The following is an 18801-nucleotide window of genomic DNA, read 5'->3' on the forward strand; positions in this document are numbered from 1 at the left end:
TTGGTCCCGGCCGCCGTTTTGTACAAATGGCAGCTGGCCGGTTGATCACCTGACTTTTCTTCGGCGAACCCCTGAGCCAACCGGCGTCGGGGGCCGATATCCGTATGGATACCGCCTGAAAGACCTTTACTTACATGACTACTTTCGCTGCCCTCGGCACGCCCAAAGAACTTGCCGATTCCCTTACCGCACAGGGAATCACCGAGCCGTTCCCCATCCAGGTCAAGACCCTCCCGGACACCCTGGCCGGACGCGACGTCCTGGGCCGCGGCCGCACCGGCTCCGGCAAGACCATCGCCTTCGCCATCCCGCTTGTAGCACGTCTCGCTGAGCGGGAAGCCAAGCACTTCCGCAAGCCCGGCCGCCCCATGGGCCTGGTCCTCGCACCGACCCGCGAGCTGGCCACCCAGATCAACGCCACCATCGAGCCGATGGCCAAGGCCCTGGGCCTGAACACCACCGTGATCTACGGCGGCATCTCCCAGGCCCGCCAGGAAAAGGCACTGCGCGCCGGCGTCGACATCGTCATCGCCTGCCCGGGCCGCCTGGAGGACCTGATCCGCCAGCGCATCCTGACCCTTGAGGCCGTGGAGATCACCGTCCTGGACGAGGCCGACCACATGGCCGACCTCGGCTTCCTCCCGGTGGTCAAGAAGCTCATGGACATGACCCCCAGCCAGGGCCAGCGACTGCTCTTCTCCGCAACCCTGGACAACGGCGTGGACAAGATCGTCCAGCGCTACCTGTCCAACCCGCTGACGCACTCCGTGGATGACCCGCAGGCAGCGGTGACCACCATGGAGCACCACGTGCTGGTGGTCAACGACCAGACCGTCAAGAAGCAGCTGATCGTTGAGCTCGCCTCGGGCGCCGGCCGCCGCGTCCTCTTCATGCGGACCAAGCACCACGCCCGCAAGCTGGCCAAGACCCTGACCGACGCCGGGATCCCGGCCGTCGATCTGCACGGCAACCTTTCGCAGAACGCCCGTGACCGGAACCTGGCCGAGTTCTCCTCCGGTGACGTCCGCGTCCTGGTGGCCACCGACGTCGCAGCCCGCGGCGTCCACGTGGACGACGTCGAGCTGGTCATCCACGTTGACCCGCCCACAGAGCACAAGGCTTACCTGCACCGCTCAGGCCGTACGGCCCGCGCGGGTTCGGACGGAACCGTTGTCACGCTGACCCTCCCGGAGCAGCAGAGCGACGTCAAGAAGCTCATGAAGGCTGCCGGCGTCGAGGTCAACTTCGAGCGCGTCACCGCCAACTCCCCGCTGGTTGCAGAACTCGTGGGCGAAATGGCTGACAAGATCGATCCGCGCACCCGTGCAGCACTGCTGGCCAAAAAAGCCGCACAGCAGGGAGGCGGCACCTCCACCGGTGCCAACGCCGAGCGTAAGCGCGCCCGCCGCACCACCCAGGCCGCACCCACCGCGGGTGGCCGTGGCGGACGCGGCGGACGCGGACGGGTTTCCGCCGAGCCCCGCACTGATGGTCCCCGCGCCGAGCGCCGCGCAGTGGCATTCGAAGGCCGCACCGAGGCCCGCGCAGCATTCGACCGCGTTGCCGAGCAGAACGAGGACCGCGCCATTGCAGCAGCCGCTGCACGCCGGAACTCCCGCGGCCGCGGCACGGCAGCCGCAACCCACCGCAACGACGTCCCCGCGGCAGGTGGCCGTGCATCGGCTGGCCGCGGTTCAGACGGACGTGCAGCGGATGGACGCACTGATTCCCGCGTAACCCGCAGCGACGCTCCCCGCGGCGGAACCGGCCGCCCGGCTTCCTCCGGCGGCCAGCGTGGCGGCCGCCCCGCGACCGGCCAGCGTGCCGCAGCAGGTGCAGGCGCAGGCGCCCGCACCGGTGGCTCACGCACGGGCGGTTCCGGCCAGCGTTCCGCTGGCGCCGGCGCAGCCAGCGGCGGCAACAAAGCTGTCTGGTCCTCCAACACCGGTGGCACCTCCGGTGGATCCTACGCAGGCAACGGTGGCGGTGGCCGCTCCGGTGAAGGCCGTCCGGCCCGCAGCGCAGGCCCCCGCCGCGCGTCAGCTCCGGCATCGAACGAACGCCGCAGCCGCTAAGGTTTCGGATATTCGCTAGGCAAACGGACGGCCGCTACCGGGAGCGGCCGTCCGAATACGTAGCGGAAGCTTTACCAGCCGCGGGCGCGCCACTCCGCAAGGTGCGGGCGTTCGGCGCCGAGCGTCGTGGGCTGGCCGTGGCCCGGGTGGACCACCGTGTCATCCGGGTACACATCGAACAGCCGCTCGCTCACATCGGTGAGCAGCTGGTCGAACCGCTCAGGATCCTTCTGGGTGTTGCCCACGCCGCCGGGAAACAGCGAATCCCCGGAGAAGATGTGCGCAGGCCCGGCCGGGTCCTGGTACACCAGCGCCACGGAGCCGGGGGTGTGCCCGCGCAGGTGCACGGCGGTCACGTCGAAGCCGTCAAAGTTCCCGACGTCGCCGTGGTCCAGCAAAACATCCACCCTCACCGGCAGTTCCGGGGCGTCATCGGTCCCGGCCGCGGTCCGCGCTCCTGTCGCTTCCACCAGGCCAGGCAGTGCGCGGACGTGGTCCCAGTGCTGGTGCGTGGTGGCGATCAGGTCCAGTTTGGGCGTTGCGGCGGTGTCCGCGGCGGCGTCCTGCAGCAGGCCCTGGATGGCCGGAAGATCATCCGCGGCATCAATCAGCAATTGCGCGCCGGACTCCTTGGCAGTCAGCAAATACACGTTGTTGTCCATCTCGCTGACAGAAATCCGGCGGATGGTGATGTCCTGTAAGTCGTGAATGAGCGTGTCCATGGGGACCAGTTTATTCACGGCCCTCGGACACCCAGTTCGGATCGGCAGAGCGGGAGCCGACGACGGCGTCCGCGGCCTGATCCAGTGTGCTGAGTTGCGCCGGGGTCAGGTCCAGGGACAGTGCCCCCAGGTTTTCATCGATCCGGTGCGCTTTGCGCGTGCCGGGGATGGGCACAACGGGCAGGCCCATTCGCCGGCCCTGCGCAAGCAGCCAGGCGAGTGCCACCTGCGCGGGCGTCGCTGCCAGTTCTGCGGCGACCACCGCGATGGCGGCCACCACACCCTGGTTGGCATCGGCGGCGTCTTCGGTGAAACGGGGGATCCGGCGTCGGAAGTCCTGGGCGCCCAGGCTGGAAGCGTCCACGGTGCCGGTGAGGAATCCCCGGCCCAGCGGAGAATACGGCACAAAACCCACGCCCAGTCCGGCCGCGGCAGGAACAACGTTGCGTTCCACGTCGCGGCTCCAGATGGACCATTCGCTCTGGACTGCGGCGATCGGGTGTACGGCCTGGGCTTCGGCAAGCTCCTGCGCCGTCACCTCAGACAGGCCAAGGTGCTTGATCTTGCCCTGCTGCACAAGCCCCGCCATGGCCTCCACGGTTTCCACAATCGGAACGCGGAGGTCACGGCGGTGCATGTAGTAGAGGTCGATCACGTCAGCGCCCAGGCGCCTTAAGCTGGCGTCCACGGCCTGCCGGACGTAGGCTGCGTCCCCGCGGATGTCCGTGTATCCCGCCGTCGGCGTCCCCACCAGGGAGAACTTGGTGGCGAGCTGAACTTCGTCCCGCCGGTCCTTGAGCAACCTCCCCACGAGTTCCTCGTTGCTGCCCCCGCCGTAGATGTCCGCGGTGTCAATAAAGCTGACGCCGGCATCCACCGCATGGTGCAGGGTCTTGAGGGCCTCTTCCGGGTCAACGTCGCCGTAAACCGGGGTGAGGGCCATTCCGCCGAAGCCCAGGGGACTGACCATGAGGCCGTCGCCGAGGTGTACCAGTGGTGCAGTCATGAGTGCGCTCCGTTCCTTGAGGACTTATCCCAGCCAAGAACCCCGCCGCATGCAGCAGTATTCCGCGCCGGGGTCACTAGTGCCAGGGGATGATCCGGTCCGCACCCCGGCGTGTGGCCTCGATCAGCACGGCGTTGGCCTCGTCCGGACCCAACGCCCAGGCCTCCGCCGCGGCCCGGTCCATGCCAAATTCCACATGCCGGTCCACCAGCCGGGCGAGCCGCAGCTCAGGGGGCGTGTTCATGAACCAGACCTCGTCCAGCTGTACCCGGACGTCCTTCCACTGCGGCGGCTCGGCCAGCAGGTAGTTGCCCTCGGTGATCACCAGCGGCACGGAGGCCGGGATCGCAATGGACGCGGCCACTGGCTCGTCCAGCGTGCGCCGGAACTCCGGGGCGTACACCACTGCCTCGTCCCGGCGCACCAGCCGCTGCAGCAGCGACAGGTAACCGCCGACGTCGAACGTGTCCATTGCCCCTTTGCGCTGCCGCAGCGGTGTACCGTCGATGATCGAGTTGCCCAGGTGGAAGCCGTCCATCGGCACCACCACTGCCTGCCCGGGCCCGAACTGCTGCTGCAGCCACGAGGCAAAGGTGGATTTGCCGGAGCCGGGCGCCCCCGTGATGCCCAGCAGTGTCCGCCGCCCGCCGTCCACTCGAAGACGCAGGGCAGCCACAGCCTGGGAAATCTCGGGCGAGTCCATGGCAAAAGCCTAGACCGGGTGGTCCTCCCGCGCCTTTGTGCCGGCGGGCAGTGCCTTCAGCCCGGCCGCGCAGCCCACGATCCCGGCGATGAACAGCACCTTCAGGACGCTGAAGGGTTCGACGCCGGTGGCCATTGCCCAGCCCACCGTCAGGGCAGCGCCGATTCCCACCCAGACGGCGTAGGCCGTGCCGAGCGGGATGCTGCGGATGGCCAGGCCCAGGCCGATCATGCTGAGGGTGGCCGTCACGGCGAAGACAAGGGTCGGCAGGGGTTGGGTGAAGCCGTCGGACAGGCCAAGCGCGGTGGCCCACACGGCTTCGAGCACGGCGGAGGCCAGCAGCAGGAGCCACGCCACGGAACGCGGGTTCATCACGCCACCACTTTCAGGCCGACCACGCACGCGGCGATGCCGGTGAGCAGGAGCAGGCGCGCCGCCGTCGGACGTTCCGCTTTGGTGATGATCGCGTAGGCGGAGGTCAGCACCACGCCCACACCCACCCACACGGCGTAGGCGGTGCCGGTGGGGATGGCCTGCATGGCGATGGCCAGGCCGGCCATGCTGGCGAGGACGGAGACCAGGAAAAGGAGCGCGGGCGCGATGCGGCGCAGGCCTTTTGCCTGGAAGGTCCGGTGCAGCGCGGCGGCCCAGACGGCCTCGAGCGCCCCGGAAAGAATGAGGATTAACCACGACATGACAGATCCTTTGGCCAGTCTTGTCGCGTGCCGGGTACTGAACCGTCGTCCGGAGACCCCGTTGGGGGAGCCTTGGATCCAAGCCTAGCAACGCCCGGCGGCGGGTGGCCACGTTGGTGGGTGGCCAACCTCACCGCGGGTGCTGAGTCGGAAATGCACCCAACGCGGGGTCACTTAACGCCCGATATGAGGCCTCCAAAGGGTCAGAAGTGACCCCGCGTTGCGCTTAAAGGGCGCCGCCTGCTGCCGCGGGGGCGGAGCTGTCGCGGCCGCCGTCGCCGATGGTTTCGCGGGCGATGAAGTTCTCGATGTCGAACAGGTTGTCGGCGCGTTCGGCGATGTTCAGCAGGGTGGTCATGGAGGCGACCTCCTCCACCTGCTCCTTGAGGAACCAGAGGATGAACTGCTCGCCCAAGGCATCGTCCTCGCCGCGGGCGGCCCGGAAGAGGGCCTCGATGTCGCGGGTCACTTCCTTCTCCTGCTCCAGGGCAAGAGCCAGCGGTTCAGTGACGGAGGAGAAGTCATTGCGGACGGTGGGGACACCCGGGATGGAGAAGGCGATGTCACGGTCCAGCATGTACTGCACCATCATCATGGCGTGGTTCCGTTCCTCCACCGACTGCCGGTAGAAGTAGCGGGCCAGCTGCGGGAGGTCCTGGTTGGCGAACCAGGTGGCCACCGCAATGTACTGCTGCGAAGCCGCGAACTCGTTGCCGATCTGGGTGGACAGAAGCGCATTAAAAGAGGTGGTCATAGCCCGAGTTTAGGGTCGGCCAGCCGCAGTGGCCAGTGTGGGAAGGCTCGGATAACGCAGGCGAGGCTACCCTGTCACGCGGTCGATCGAGACCACGGCCAGGAAGCCGCGGCCCAGGATTTCGGGGGAGCGGACATCGGAACCGACGACGGCGTCGTAGCGGCCCAGTGCCTCGGGTTCCGGTGCCGGGGGTGCTTCGGTTTCGGCGTCCGTCCCTTCCTCGGCATCCTCGGCGGCACCCGGACTGACCGTTGCCTGGCCCTGCAGCAGCACGGCCAGCTGGCCTCCGAAGACGGGGTGCGCGCGCTTTTTGGAGAGCTCGATGATGGACGTGAAGCCCTTATAGGTGTCACTTCGGGTGACGACGTTCAGGTTGCGGACGTCCCCGGTGGGGAGTGCACCGTGGGTTGCCGCTTCACCGGAGAACCTGAAAGGACGGTACTTTTCGAGGGGATGCTCGGCGCCGTCGACGGTCAGCAGGAGCAGTTCGCCATCGATCACAGTCAGTACGCGCTCCATCCCGGGGAACGTGGAGAAATCGCCGGCCTTGGTGACGTCGGCGATGCTGACACGCCAGTCCCAGGCGCCGTCCTGAGCCGAGGCGGCCTTCGGGTGGCTCGCCAACTCACGCGTCACACCGCCCTTGTTGCGCCACGGTTCGTTCCTGAGCTCTGCAAAGCGGATGATCTCCATCCGACCAGCCTAGTTTGTTGCCGGACCCCCGACGCCCTAGGACAAGGGCGTGGCATGCTGGGTGGGTGCGACAGGGGATCACCGAAGAACAGACCCGGCTGCTGACAGCGTGGCTCGGTGACTTCGCGCTGGTGCGGGATTACTCCTGGCCCCTGCAGGACACCACAGTGCTCCACGTTGTCACGCCGGCGGGAGCCTTCATCGTCAAGGCGAGCACCACGAGCCACCACATCCGCCGCGAAATTGCCGCCCACGCCTTGGGCTTTGAGGGGCTCAAGGGCCGCGTCCCTGCCCTGCGCCATGCTTCCGCAGAGTCCGGGATCCTGGTGACGGAATTCCTGCCGGGAACGCTGGTCGAGGGGACGCCGGCCGAGAACGATCCGGAAACCTACCGCCAGGCGGGAGAGCTGCTGAGGAGGATCCACCGGCCTGCCGGGGACTCGCGCCACTACGCCAAGGCCTTGGCCACCAAGACCCGCGCGTGGATGGACCGCGCCCACGGGCTGGTGACGGAGACGGACCTCAAGCGCCTCGAGCACGAACTGGCTGGCCTGAATCCAGGCTCCGTCCCGCTGGTGGCAACACATGGCGACTACCAGCCCAGGAACTGGCTGCAGGACAGGGGGCAAATCAAGGTGATCGACTTTGGCCGCGCCGAGAATCGTCCGTGGGTCCACGACCTCGTCCGCCTCACGCACCAGCAGTTCGTCCACCGGCCGGGCCTGGCCGAGGCATTCCATGAAGGGCTGGGCAGGATTGTGGGGCCGGCGGAAGCCGATCTGTGGCGTCTGGAGAACCTGAACCAGACGGTCGGCACAGTGGTGTGGGCCCACCAGATCGGCGACGCAGCTTTCGAGGAGTCCGGGCGCGGCATGGTGGAGCGTGTGCTGTCCGGCGCCTGAATGGCTGGACAGCAGAGGCGCCGGGGCCGTGTGCCTGCTAATCTCCTCCGGGGGGACAACACGAAGTCAGCCTGAAGGAGCCGGGAATGTTCGTCAAAGTCTGTGGTCTCAGTACGCCCGAATCTGTCCGAGAGGCCGTCGACGCCGGTGCGGACGCCGTCGGCTTTGTCCTGACGGCCAGCCCCCGGGCGGTCTCGCCGTCCCAGGTTGCCCGGCTGAAGGCGGACATCCCCGACGGCGTGGTGGCAGTGGGGGTCTTCCGGCACGAACCCGTCGCGGACGCCGTGGCGATCGCCCGTGCCGCCGGACTGGAGTGGATCCAGCTGCACGGGGACCTCACCCCGGAAGATGTCACCACAGTGCACGACGCCGGCATGAAGCTGATCAGGGCAGTCACCATGGCAGCGACGGCGGACGCATTTGCCGACTGGGGCGAGGAACTCCTGTTGATTGATGCCGCCGTGCCGGGCTCCGGCGAGACCTGGGACTACGCCTCCATGGTGGACGTGAGAGAGCTTCAGGACCGGAAATGGCTGCTCGCCGGGGGACTGGATCCGGAGAACGTCAGCCGGGCGGCTGCTGCAGCGGGCGCGTGGGGCGTGGATGTCTCCTCCGGCGTCGAGGTTTCCCGCGGTGTGAAGGACCTGGCCAAGATCCGCGACTTCATCAAGGCCGCCAAGGGCTGACCTTTTCAGGGGCGAATCAGGGCAGACCCCTACGTTTTTGTCAGACCCGGCAGGGCACAATGGACAGATGAAGACACTGCTCAACATCATCTGGCTGGTTTTCGGTGGATTCTGGCTCGCCCTGGGCTATTTCATGGCGGGCGTTATCTGCTGCCTGCTGATCGTCACCATCCCATGGGGCATCGCATCGTTCCGGATCGCCGCATACACGCTGTGGCCGTTTGGGCGCATGGTGGTGGACAAGCCAGGAGGCACCGGAGTGTTTTCGCTGCTGGGGAATGTGATCTGGCTCGTCGTGGCGGGCATCTGGATTGCGATCGGCCACGTGGTGACGGCCTTCGCCATGGCCATCACCATCATCGGGATCCCGCTGGCGATCGCCAACCTGAAACTCATCCCGGTCAGCCTGATGCCGCTGGGCAAACAGATTGTCCCCACCGATAGGCCGTTTATCGCCAGCTACCGCTAGCCGGCGGGCTGAGCTTCGGCCTGCACCGCCCGAAGGATGCAGAACTCGTTCCCGTCGGGATCCGCCATCACCACCCACGTCACCTCCGGCCCCTGGCCGACTGAGATGCGTGAGGCGCCCAGGCCTTCGAGCCGCTCAACTTCAGCAGCCTGGTCTTCCGGCCTGAGGTCCAGGTGAAGCCGGTTCTTGAGCTCTTTCCGCTCGGGCACTTTCAGGAACAACAAGTCCGGGCTGACACCGTCGGCCGGGCTGCCTGCAGGGGGCTCCAGCACAATTTCGTCCTCCGCCTCGTACGTCCGGCGCCAGCCCAGGGCCTTTTCCCAGAAGTCGGCGGGAATCTTGGGGTCGGTGGAATCGATGCAGAGGGACTGGATGCGCAGGCTCATCGGAGCAGTCTGGCACCGGCAGCCGCGGCCGTAAAGGCTTAGCTCGCCTGCCGGAACCCTCAGGCCAGCTCGCCCTGCAGGTTCCGCCGCGCGGCGTCCGCCCACAGTTCCCGTGCGCGCTCGCTGTGGAACAACGGGTCCAGGTCCAGCAACTGACGGACGACGGCGGCGCGCCCGGCCGCGAAATCGGCGTCGCCGATGTGCGCGTAATCTTCCCGGACGGCGGCCACATAGCGGGCATATGGCTCAGGCTCCCCGCCGAGAACTGACAGGTCCGCGTCGCTGAGGAGGGCGCCGTCGTCGTCCCCAGGTTCCGGACGGTGGTCCGAGGTCAGCCGCACCAGCCTGGACACCTCCTCGACGTCCGCGGCCGGGAGCCCGGCGTGGGTCAGCCGATCCTCGGCGAGCCGGGCGGATTCCTCCTCATCCTGGCCGGCCACCCCGTTGTAGACGGCATCGTGGAACCAGGCCGCGAGCAGAACAGTCCGCGGCGGGTCGGCGGGATCGGTGAGCAGGTCCAGGGCTTCGAGCACAGCCAGCAGGTGGGTGCAGCCGTGATACCGGCGGTGCTCCTCGCTCCAACGGTCCAGGAGGTCAAGGAAGAGTGCATCGTGGCCGGGCATGATTGACTCCCAGCGGTTCAGCAGCGGCACCTTCAGCGACTTGTTGCGCTGCCGGGCCGGGATGCGGAGCCCGCTGGCGATGAGTTTGCGGACCAGGATCCGGGCCTCCACCGGAATGGCACCGGCAGCCACCAGGTCCTCGAACCGGCGCTCGGGGACGTCGTAGTGGTCGCCGTCGAACGCCCGCTCCGGGATGCCCGCAGCGGCGCAGAACGCATGGAGTTCGTCCAGCGAGGTGTCCGAAACAAGATGCGAGAAGTGCGTTCCGTGCGCAGGCCAAAGGGGCGGATCAAGGAAAATCGCCATGCAGGGAGTCTAGTGCGGCGGGGGTCTGCGGGCCGGTTGGCCGATCACGAGCCCGCGGGGATGATGTTCTGGTTGCCGCGGAAGATGTTCTGCGGATCGAAGTCACGCTTGACCCGGGCCAGCCGGGCGTAGTTGCCGTTCCCGAACGCGGCACGGATGCGGTCCTGCCCCTCGTGGCCGATGAAGTTGAGCCAGACGCCGCCCGTGGCGTAGGGGGCGATCTTGCCGCGGAAGTCCCTCACCCAGGCTTTGGCGCGCTCGCCCTCTTCGGGGGTCGGGGAGATTCCGTACGGGTGGCTCACCCAGGCCGCATTCCGGTTGATCAGAGGCGTGGCGGCAGCGGCGTTGCCTCCCACCGCGCCACCCCACCGGGCAATGAGCTGCTGGGACGTGGCATCGGGGAGGTTCCGGCCCGATTCCACGAAAAGGTCCAAAGCCTCGTCCGGGAGTTCGTCATGGTAGTCCGCGCTCCAGTAGTTGTAGTGGTCCGGTGGGTCGTCCAGGGAGCCGTTGAACTCTGCGTACTGGGTATCTCCCACCAGGTCCACTGCGGGACCGAGTTCGCGGAATGGCCTGGCATGTTCAGAGCCTTCTTCGGTCTCGCCTGCGTACACGTAGGCCACCAGGACGGCCATCTTTCCGACCATTTTCTCCGGCACAAACGGCTCGGCCGGTGCTGTCACGTACAGGAGTGCCAGGCCCACCCCATCCGGGGCCGCCAAGGCGAGATCCCTGAACGCCCGGGAAACGTCGGTGGCGTCCTCGCCGGGCCACAGCCACATCCCCGCATGCACCACCGGACCCAGCCGATGCCCCTGGAATGTGAATGACGTGGCCACCCCGAAGTTGCCGCCGCCGCCGTGGAGCGCCCAGAACAGCTCCGGATTCTCCCGCGCGCTCGCGGTGACCCGCTCGCCGTCGGCCGTTACCAGGTTGACGGAGACGAGGCTGTCGCATGCGAATCCGAAGGAGCGCTCCAGCCAGCCGGACCCGCCGCCCAGGGTGAAGCCGGCGATCCCGGTGGTGGAGGCACGCCCGCCGGTCACAGCGAAGGCATGCTGCTGGGTGGCACGGTCGAATTCGCCCCAGGTGACGCCGGCTCCGGCGGTGATGATGCCTGACTCCGGGTCCACATCGATCGATTTCATCGGCCGGACGTCAACCACCAGGCCGTCATCGTTCGTGGACATTCCGGCCACCGAGTGGCCTCCGGCGCGGACGGCGATCGGCAGTGAATTCCCGCGTCCGTAGCGGAGGGCTTCGGCCACCTCTGCGTCGGTTGAGCACTGGGCGATGACTGCCGGACGCCGGTCAATCATGGCATTGAAAACCTTGCGGGCGGGCTCGTAATCGGGGCTGCCAGGCTTGATCCACTTCATCACAAACGCTCCTCAGCGAGTGCGGCTCTTCCCCTCCCCATAGCGTAGGACTTAGGTCCACGCCGTTCCAGAGGCGCACTGTGGGAGACGGGCGCCACCGAAGACCCCTATGCCAGGGGAAAGCAGGAATTGCGGAGCCATCTCGAAGACAACACCGCAAATGCGGCTTAGAATGATGAAATGCCCACGATCCGCGTCTCCGAAGCAGCCCGGTTCCTTGGTGTCAGCGATGACACCATCAGGCGCTGGACCGAGAACGGCAGCCTCACCCCGGTCAAGGACGATGCCGGCCGGCTGGCGGTGGACGGGCTCGAACTCGCCCGGCACGCCCAAAAGCTCGCGCAGCTTCCGGACGATCCCCACCGCGCCGGGAGTTCGGCGCGCAACCGGTTCGTCGGCCTGGTCACGGGCATCACCGCGGACAAGGTCATGGCCCAGGTGGAGCTCCAGTGCGGGCCGTTCCGGGTGGTGTCGCTGATGAGCAGCGAAGCCGTCCGCGAACTGGGACTTGAGCTTGGCTCGGTGGCAACCGCCGTGGTCAAAGCCACCACCGTCATCATCGAAACACCGCACGGCAAGGGCTCAGCATGAGGCACGCCCTTGCGGCGTGGGCCGCTGCGGTGCTCATCGTGCTGACCCTCGCCGCATGTGCACCGGCGGCACCGGCGGGACAGGGCGGAACGAACGACGACGGCGCGGCCGGTCAGCGACGAACTCTCACCGTGTTTGCCGCCGCCTCCCTCAAGGGAGCCTTCACGGAACTGGCCGGGAAGTTCGAAGCAACCAATCCGGGAACACGCATCACCCTCAGCTTCGCCGGCTCGGCAGACCTCGTCACGCAGATCAGCCAGGGCGCTCCTGCCGATGTGTTCGCCTCGGCCGACGCCCGGAACATGGCCAAGCTGGCGGACGAAGGCCTCGTGGACGGCGAACCCCGGGATTTCGCCACCAACACCCTCGCCATCGCTGTCCCGGCGGGGAACCCCGCAGGCATCAAGGGCTTCGGCGACCTCGCCAGGCAGGGCGTCAAGGTAGTGGTGTGCGCCAGCCAGGTGCCCTGTGGTGCCGCCACCAAGACGATCGAGCAGGAAACCGGCGCCGCCCTCAAACCGGTGAGCGAGGAATCCTCCGTCACTGACGTCCTGGGCAAGGTCAGCTCGGGGGAGGCCGACGCCGGGCTGGTCTACGTCACCGACGCCCGGAGCGCGGGCGCCGCGGTGGAACAGGTGCCGTTCCCGGAGGCCGCCAAAGCCGTCAACACCTACCCCCTGGCCGCTGTCAAGGGCGCAGGCAATAAACCCGCGGCGGACGCCTTTGTTGCGTTCGTCCTCGGTGCGGAAGGCCAGGCCGTCCTGGCCGCCGCGGGCTTCGGCGCGCCGTGACACCGCCAACAGTCAAGCCGCGCAGGCCAGCCACGTACACCGGCATCCCAGGCTGGATCTACGCCGTCGCCGCGGCAGGGGCGCTGTTGGTCGTGCTGCCGCTCGTGGCCATGGTGGCCAGGGTCAACTGGGCCCGGTTCATCCCGCTTGTCACCTCGGAATCGTCGCTGGCAGCGCTCGGCCTGAGCCTGCGCACCTCCGCCGCGAGCACCGTCCTGTGCATCGTCCTGGGGGTTCCGCTTGCGCTCGTCCTGGCCCGCGGCAGCTTCCGCGGCCAGCGGGTCCTGCGCTCGCTGGTCCTCCTGCCGTTGGTCCTTCCGCCGGTGGTGGGCGGCATTGCCCTGCTGTACACCTTCGGCCGGCAGGGGCTCCTGGGCAGGACCCTGGAAGTGGCCGGCATCCAGATCGCATTCTCCACCACCGCCGTCGTCCTGGCACAGACGTTCGTTGCGCTGCCGTTCCTGGTGGTCAGCCTCGAGGGTTCTCTCCGCACGGCGGGGCCAAAGTACGAGGCAGTGGCCGCCACCCTTGGTGCCAGCCCCAGCACGGTCCTGCGCCGCGTCACCCTCCCGCTGGTTCTGCCCGGCCTGGCCTCCGGCGCGGTGTTGTCCTTCGCCCGCAGCCTGGGCGAATTCGGCGCCACCCTCACGTTCGCGGGCAGCCTGCAGGGGGTGACCCGGACCCTGCCGCTGGAAATCTACCTGCAGCGGGAAACGGACGCCGAGGCCGCCGTCGCGCTGTCACTGGTCCTGGTGGCCGTCGCTGTGGCCGTGGTGGCCCTCGCGTACCGCGGTTCCGGCAGGGCCGGCCGGGAAATTACGACGACGACGGCGCCCGCCCGGGGCGGTGATGTCCGGTGACGTTCATGGTTGAGGCCGCCGTGGCCGCCCGCGGTTTCGACGTCTCCCTGACGGTGGGCCCCGGCGAAACCGTTGCGGTCATGGGACCGAACGGCGCAGGGAAATCCACACTGCTGAACGTCATCGCAGGCCTGCTGCAGCCGGATTCGGGCAGGTCCGGGCTGGACGGCAAGACGCTCTTTGATCTCACCGAAGGGCGGAACCAGTGGACGGCCCCGCACCGGCGCGGCACCGCACTCCTGGCCCAGGAACCGCTGCTCTTTCCGCACCTGAGCGTGCTGGAGAACGTGGCTTTCGGGCCCCGCAGCGGCGGTGCTGCGAAACGGGCCGCCGCCGTGTCAGCCTTACATTGGCTGGCGGAAGTCGAGGCAACTGATCTCCGGTCCCGGCGCCCCGCGGAGCTGTCCGGCGGCCAGGCGCAGCGCGTGGCAGTGGCCCGGGCGCTCGCGGCCGAGCCCGGCCTCCTGCTGCTGGATGAGCCCATGGCCGCACTGGATATCCACGCAGCGCCGTTGCTCCGGAGGCTGCTGCGGCGCGTGCTGGCGGGAAGGCGCGCCATCTTCATCACCCACGACGCCCTCGACGCCCTGATGCTGGCCGACCGCGTGATCATCCTGGAGGACGGCAAAATCAGCGAGGAAGGCCCCACTCGTGACGTTCTGCAGCGGCCGCGAAGCCGTTTTGCAGCAGGGCTGGCCGGGCTCAACTTCGTGACGGGACAGATCACCGTACATGGCCTCCGCGCCGGGGCCCTGAACCTCTACGGACAGCACGACGACCTCCCCGGCCCGCTCCCCACCGGGCAGCCGGGCGTGGCGGTCTTCCCGCCGTCGGCCGTTTCCATCTTCCTCAGCGAGGCGCACGGGAGCCCGCGGAACTCCTTCGCCGTCACCATCACGGACCTGGAGCCGCACGGCGACGGCATCAGGGTCCGCGCCGGGGATGGCGGGCTGCTGACCGCCGACATCACGACCGCCGCCGCCGCCGATCTCGGGCTGGCGCCCGGCATGCAGGTCTACTTCGTGGTCAAGGCCGGAGCCGTGGCCATCTACCCCGCCTGAGCGCCCCGACGCTCTCTCACTTGTACGCCCCCTGCTCCGGGTAGGCTGGTCAGCGTCGTCCGGAAGCGGCGGCGGTATTGGGGGAGAATCATGAAGAAAATGACGACGGCGGCCGCCGTCCTGGCGCTGCTGGCCGGCCTGACCGGATGCAGCCTGTTTCCGTCCCCGCCTCCACCGCCCGACATCGCCCCGGCGACGCCCGTTTCGGTCCTGCCGCCCGAGTGCCCCTTCGTGGGCAATGATGACGTCATGCCGGTCCGGATCCCCAAGGGCACGCCGCGCGAATCCATCGGCAGTGTCCTGAACTCCTACAGCGGCTGGCTGAACGCAGGATCGGAACTGGTCACCGCGTGGAGCCCTGGGACGGCGGTCCCGGAAAACTGCGTGGCTGAACTTGCGGCCAGAAATGCCGAGGCCTACGCCAACAACCTTTTCACCACCCACACCGACGTCGCCTGGCAGGAGTACTTTGCGGCGGTAAAGGCGCTCAACCAGCAGAACCTCGCCGCAGCCCGTAAGGCGGAACCGGAAACGGGCGGGCGCGGCACCTTTGAACTGCTCCAGGAGATCGACTCGAGCGCCACTGACAACGGCACCTTCCTGAAATTCGACGCCGTCTACCGCCCCACAGTGGCCGGACAGGAGAACTGGGAGGGCTGGGATACCACAACGCGCTGGTATGTGGAGCTGGTTCCGGCCGGAGAGTTCCTCGTCATCAACTACATCGAGCAAACGCCGGCCGCCGGCTGAGGCTCCAGGGAAGCTACATTCCGGGCATATCCAGGGATTCGTAGACCCTGATGCTGCCGCCCGGCATCATCAGGTGCGGGTGCCCGTCGAGCAGCGCCTGGGCACCTTCCATGTCGTCTGCCTGGATGATGCCGTACCCGCCAATATGGTTGGTGCTGCTTATCTCTGAGACTCCTGTGGCAGTGACTTCCTTTCCGGCGATCAGGGGGTTGCCCATATCCACGACCCCGTCTCCCGCTCGGTCCGCCCACTGAAGCCAAGCCTTCATACCCTCCTGCGCCGCTTCGGGTGAGCTCTCCAGCATCTGTTCCTGGGCTGCCTTTGGTCCCATGTAGAGCACAACAAATTTCTTCACGGCAATCCTCCGCTTCACGTTCCGGGGCACCGTTGCCGCCGGACAGAACGATCCTAGGATGATTCCCCCGGCGGGGATACAGTGCAAGGGAGATCATCAGCCCAGCCAGCGTTGCCCGGGCATACGGGTTCGCTGTCGGCAAAAAAGTGGCCAAAGAAACCGCACGTCAGGGTTGAGCGTACTAGACTCAACTTAGCGATTACGTAAACCCGGAAGGAGCTCTCTTTGGACGTCAAATTCACCACCAAGAGCCAGGAGTCTCTGTCGACTGCGGCCATGAACGCCTCCACGGCCGGCAATCCCCAGGTGGAACCCGCACACATTCTTAAGGCCCTGATGGATCAGCGGGAGGGTGTCGCTGTTGCGCTCCTCCGCGCCACCGGGGCTGACCCGGACGCCGTGAGTGTCCAGGCAAGCACAGCCATCAAGGCGCTGCCCGCCACGTCCGGCGGTTCCACTCAGCAGGCGCAGCTGTCCCGGCCTGCCCTGCAGGCCATCCAGAACGCCAAGAACGAGGCGGACAGGCTCGGCGACACGTTTGTCTCCACCGAGGTGCTGTTACTGGGCCTCTCCGCCGGGAGTGACGCCGTCGGCCGCTTAATGCGCGACGCCGGTGCCTCCCATGAGGCGCTGCTCGCCGCCCTGCCGGGTGTCCGCGGTGACCGCAAAGTCACCAGCCCGGATCCGGAAAACACTTTTCAGTCGCTGGAGAAGTTCGGCACTGACCTGACGGCGATGGCGCGGTCCGGCAAGCTGGACCCGGTGATCGGGCGGGACAACGAAATCCGGCGCATCATCCAGGTGCTGAGCCGCCGCACGAAGAACAACCCCGTCATCATCGGTGAGCCGGGTGTGGGCAAGACCGCCGTGGTGGAAGGCCTTGCCCAGCGCATCGTCCAAGGGGACGTGCCGGAGAGCCTCCGGGGCAAAACCCTGATCGCCCTGGACCTCGCCTCAATGGTGGCCGGAGCCAAGTACCGCGGCGAGTTCGAGGAGCGGCTCAAGGCGGTGCTCGAGGAGATCAAGAGCTCCGAAGGCCAGATTGTCACCTTCATCGACGAGATCCACCAGGTGGTGGGCGCCGGTGCCAGCGGCGAATCCTCGATGGATGCCGGTAACATGCTCAAGCCCATGCTCGCCCGCGGGGAGCTGCGCCTGATCGGCGCCACCACCCTGGATGAGTACCGGGAAAACATCGAGAAGGATGCGGCGCTGGAACGGCGCTTCCAGCAGGTCTACGTAGGTGAGCCCAGCGTGGAGGACACCATCGGCATCCTCCGCGGCCTGAAGGAACGCTACGAGGCACACCACAAAGTGACCATCGCTGACTCAGCGCTGGTCGCCGCCGCCACGTTGTCCAACCGCTACATCTCAGGCCGCCAGTTGCCGGACAAGGCCATCGACCTGGTGGACGAGGCCGCATCCCGGCTCCGCATGGAGATCGACTCCGCCCCGGAGGAGATAGACCAGCTCCGGCGACAGGTGGATCGGCTGACCATGGAGGAGCTTGCCCTTGAAGGCGAAAGCGACGCAGCCTCCGTGGAGCGGCTGGCAGCGCTCCGAGCGGACAAGGCGGACAAGACAGAAGAACTGTCCGCACTCAATGCGCGCTGGGAGGCCGAGAAGGCAGGCCTGAACCGGGTGGGTGACCTGAAGGCGAAGCTTGACGAACTCCGGTCCGCCGCGGACAAGGCCCAGCGCGAGGGCGACCTGGAAACGGCCTCCCGCGTGCTTTACGGCGAGATCCCTGCCCTGGAGCGTGAACTGAGTGCAGCCGCAGCCGCGGAGGAAGCCAACACGGACAAATCCAGCCAGATGGTCGCTGAACAGGTCACCGCGGACGATATTGCAGAGGTCATTTCCGCGTGGACGGGTATCCCGGCCGGCCGTATGCTGCAGGGCGAGAGCCAGAAGCTGCTGCACATGGAAGAGGAACTCGGCAAGCGGCTGATCGGTCAGTCCAAGGCTGTTACGGCCGTGTCCGACGCCGTCCGCCGCGCCCGGGCCGGCATCAGCGACCCCAACCGTCCCACCGGCTCGTTCCTGTTCCTCGGCCCCACCGGCGTGGGCAAAACAGAACTCGCCAAGTCGCTGGCGGACTTCCTGTTCGACGACGAACGCGCCATGGTACGGATCGACATGTCCGAGTATGGCGAGAAGCACTCCGTGGCCCGGCTGGTGGGTGCCCCTCCCGGCTACGTGGGCTACGAGGAGGGCGGCCAGCTGACTGAAGCCGTCCGCCGTCGGCCGTACTCCGTCATCCTGCTGGACGAGGTGGAAAAGGCCCACCCGGAGGTCTTCGACATCCTCCTGCAGGTGCTCGATGACGGCCGCCTCACTGATGGCCAGGGCCGCACCGTGGATTTCCGCAACGTGATTCTGGTGCTCACATCCAACCTCGGCAGCCAGTTCCTGGTGGACCCGACGCTCGATCCCGATGCCAAGCGGAACGCCGTGATGGCCACGGTCAACGCGTCCTTCAAGCCGGAGTTCCTGAACCGGCTGGACGAAGTGGTGCTGTTCGACGCCCTGACGGTGGACGAGCTGGCGCACATCGTGGAACTCCAGGTGGCCGAGCTGGGCAAGCGGCTTCAGGACCGCCGGCTCAGCCTGGACGTTACTGAAGGCGCCCGCGCCTGGCTTGCCATGACCGGCTTCGATCCGGCCTACGGTGCCCGGCCGCTGCGGCGGCTGGTGCAGCGGGAGATCGGCGACAGGCTGGCCAAGGCCATCCTGTCCGGGGACATCGCGGACGGTGACACTGTCCTCGTGGACACCGCGGCCGACGTCGATGAACTCACCGTTGAAGGGTTGGAGGCACAGGCCGGGCCCGACGGCGGTGCTCCCGCCGGCACGGGACTGGTGGTGCGGCGTAAGGAATAGGCCCTTTACCCGTCGAAGTGGACGGACCGCGATCCGTTATGTCCTGAATCCTAGCCATCGCTACCGGCGGCGAGCGTAAGCTCTGGGTGAGGCTGGGAGTTCGGGGGGCTT

21 protein-coding genes and 1 riboswitch are annotated in these 18801 nt (G+C 67.3%); of the genes, 10 read left to right on the plus strand and 11 right to left on the minus strand.

Features of this window, described 5'->3' with window-relative positions; translation table 11 throughout:
* The first annotated feature begins 134 nt into the window (after positions 1–134).
* A complete protein-coding gene (locus AC1MCA_RS12170) occupies positions 135–2075 on the plus strand; it encodes a DEAD/DEAH box helicase (RefSeq protein WP_479797520.1) in 1941 nt (646 codons plus the stop codon).
* Positions 2076–2146: 71 nt separating this feature from the next.
* Here AC1MCA_RS12170 and AC1MCA_RS12175 read toward each other — a convergent pair whose 3' ends face one another.
* From AC1MCA_RS12175 to AC1MCA_RS12205, 7 genes are all read right to left on the minus strand, one after another.
* The gene (locus AC1MCA_RS12175) at positions 2147–2797 is read right to left on the minus strand and encodes an MBL fold metallo-hydrolase (protein WP_479797522.1); all 651 of its coding nucleotides are present in this window, start codon (positions 2795–2797) and stop codon (positions 2147–2149) included.
* A 10-nt stretch (positions 2798–2807) separates the two neighbouring features.
* Positions 2808–3803 (minus strand): aldo/keto reductase, encoded by a 996-nt coding sequence (locus tag AC1MCA_RS12180; RefSeq protein ID WP_479797525.1) that lies wholly within the window; start codon positions 3801–3803, stop codon positions 2808–2810.
* A gap of 76 nt (positions 3804–3879) precedes the next feature.
* Positions 3880–4506, minus strand: a complete 627-nt coding sequence (locus AC1MCA_RS12185) for a nucleoside/nucleotide kinase family protein (protein ID WP_479797527.1) — start codon at positions 4504–4506, stop codon at positions 3880–3882.
* A gap of 9 nt (positions 4507–4515) precedes the next feature.
* Positions 4516–4878, minus strand: coding sequence for a DMT family transporter (locus AC1MCA_RS12190; protein WP_108599970.1), 363 nt, complete (start codon positions 4876–4878; stop codon positions 4516–4518).
* Positions 4878–5201 carry a DMT family transporter gene (locus AC1MCA_RS12195; RefSeq protein WP_479797532.1) on the minus strand — a complete coding sequence of 108 codons (324 nt, stop codon included), beginning with the start codon at positions 5199–5201 and terminating at the stop codon, positions 4878–4880. Before AC1MCA_RS12195 ends, AC1MCA_RS12190 begins: the two co-directional genes overlap by 1 nt.
* 9 nt (positions 5202–5210) lie before the next feature.
* Positions 5211–5275: riboswitch (guanidine-III (ykkC-III) riboswitch) on the minus strand.
* Positions 5276–5427: 152 nt separating this feature from the next.
* Positions 5428–5955, minus strand: coding sequence for a ferritin (locus AC1MCA_RS12200; RefSeq protein WP_479797537.1), 528 nt, complete (start codon positions 5953–5955; stop codon positions 5428–5430).
* A 66-nt stretch (positions 5956–6021) separates the two neighbouring features.
* Positions 6022–6648: a HutD/Ves family protein gene (locus AC1MCA_RS12205; protein WP_108599973.1), complete on the minus strand. Its 627-nt coding sequence runs from the start codon at positions 6646–6648 to the stop codon at positions 6022–6024.
* A 65-nt stretch (positions 6649–6713) separates the two neighbouring features.
* Between AC1MCA_RS12205 and AC1MCA_RS12210 the strand changes: the two genes are divergently transcribed.
* From AC1MCA_RS12210 to AC1MCA_RS12220, 3 genes are all read left to right on the plus strand, one after another.
* Positions 6714–7550, plus strand: coding sequence for an aminoglycoside phosphotransferase family protein (locus AC1MCA_RS12210; protein ID WP_479797542.1), 837 nt, complete (start codon positions 6714–6716; stop codon positions 7548–7550).
* Positions 7551–7636: 86 nt separating this feature from the next.
* Entirely contained in the window at positions 7637–8236 is a 600-nt protein-coding gene (locus tag AC1MCA_RS12215; RefSeq protein ID WP_479797545.1) for a phosphoribosylanthranilate isomerase, read from the plus strand.
* A 67-nt stretch (positions 8237–8303) separates the two neighbouring features.
* The gene (locus AC1MCA_RS12220) at positions 8304–8705 is read left to right on the plus strand and encodes a YccF domain-containing protein (protein ID WP_479797547.1); all 402 of its coding nucleotides are present in this window, start codon (positions 8304–8306) and stop codon (positions 8703–8705) included.
* Here the strand turns inward: AC1MCA_RS12220 and AC1MCA_RS12225 are convergent.
* From AC1MCA_RS12225 to AC1MCA_RS12235, 3 genes are read right to left on the minus strand one after another with little or no spacing between them, the layout of a single operon-like run.
* On the minus strand, positions 8702–9091 hold the full coding sequence (locus AC1MCA_RS12225) for a VOC family protein (protein WP_479797549.1): 390 nt from the start codon (positions 9089–9091) through the stop codon (positions 8702–8704). The two genes, AC1MCA_RS12220 and AC1MCA_RS12225, sit on opposite strands and share 4 nt — an antisense overlap.
* A gap of 59 nt (positions 9092–9150) precedes the next feature.
* Positions 9151–10020 carry a DUF4031 domain-containing protein gene (locus tag AC1MCA_RS12230; protein ID WP_479797551.1) on the minus strand — a complete coding sequence of 290 codons (870 nt, stop codon included), beginning with the start codon at positions 10018–10020 and terminating at the stop codon, positions 9151–9153.
* 44 nt (positions 10021–10064) lie between these two features.
* The gene (locus AC1MCA_RS12235) at positions 10065–11399 is read right to left on the minus strand and encodes an FAD-binding oxidoreductase (RefSeq protein WP_479797553.1); all 1335 of its coding nucleotides are present in this window, start codon (positions 11397–11399) and stop codon (positions 10065–10067) included.
* 180 nt (positions 11400–11579) lie between these two features.
* Here AC1MCA_RS12235 and AC1MCA_RS12240 point away from each other — a divergent pair, with 180 nt between their 5' ends.
* The 5 genes from AC1MCA_RS12240 to AC1MCA_RS12260 all read left to right on the plus strand — a co-directional run bounded on the left by AC1MCA_RS12240 (position 11580) and on the right by AC1MCA_RS12260 (position 15452).
* The gene (locus AC1MCA_RS12240) at positions 11580–11990 is read left to right on the plus strand and encodes a TOBE domain-containing protein (protein ID WP_108599978.1); all 411 of its coding nucleotides are present in this window, start codon (positions 11580–11582) and stop codon (positions 11988–11990) included.
* Entirely contained in the window at positions 11987–12781 is a 795-nt protein-coding gene (modA, locus tag AC1MCA_RS12245; RefSeq protein ID WP_479797555.1) for a molybdate ABC transporter substrate-binding protein, read from the plus strand. Before AC1MCA_RS12240 ends, modA begins: the two co-directional genes overlap by 4 nt.
* Entirely contained in the window at positions 12778–13641 is an 864-nt protein-coding gene (locus tag AC1MCA_RS12250) for an ABC transporter permease (protein ID WP_479797557.1), read from the plus strand. The genes modA and AC1MCA_RS12250 overlap by 4 nt, the downstream gene beginning before the upstream one ends.
* Entirely contained in the window at positions 13638–14702 is a 1065-nt protein-coding gene (locus tag AC1MCA_RS12255) for a sulfate/molybdate ABC transporter ATP-binding protein (RefSeq protein ID WP_479797559.1), read from the plus strand. The genes AC1MCA_RS12250 and AC1MCA_RS12255 overlap by 4 nt, the downstream gene beginning before the upstream one ends.
* A 90-nt stretch (positions 14703–14792) precedes the next feature.
* The gene (locus AC1MCA_RS12260) at positions 14793–15452 is read left to right on the plus strand and encodes a hypothetical protein (RefSeq protein ID WP_479797561.1); all 660 of its coding nucleotides are present in this window, start codon (positions 14793–14795) and stop codon (positions 15450–15452) included.
* Between the two features lie 13 nt (positions 15453–15465).
* Here the strand turns inward: AC1MCA_RS12260 and AC1MCA_RS12265 are convergent, their stop codons facing one another.
* Positions 15466–15807 carry a YciI family protein gene (locus tag AC1MCA_RS12265; RefSeq protein WP_108599983.1) on the minus strand — a complete coding sequence of 114 codons (342 nt, stop codon included), beginning with the start codon at positions 15805–15807 and terminating at the stop codon, positions 15466–15468.
* Positions 15808–16032: 225 nt separating this feature from the next.
* Here AC1MCA_RS12265 and clpB point away from each other — a divergent pair, with 225 nt between their 5' ends.
* Entirely contained in the window at positions 16033–18690 is a 2658-nt protein-coding gene (clpB, locus tag AC1MCA_RS12270) for an ATP-dependent chaperone ClpB (protein ID WP_479797564.1), read from the plus strand.
* The last annotated feature ends 111 nt before the right edge of the window (positions 18691–18801 follow it).

Source organism: Arthrobacter sp. BK1, assembly GCF_056680055.1.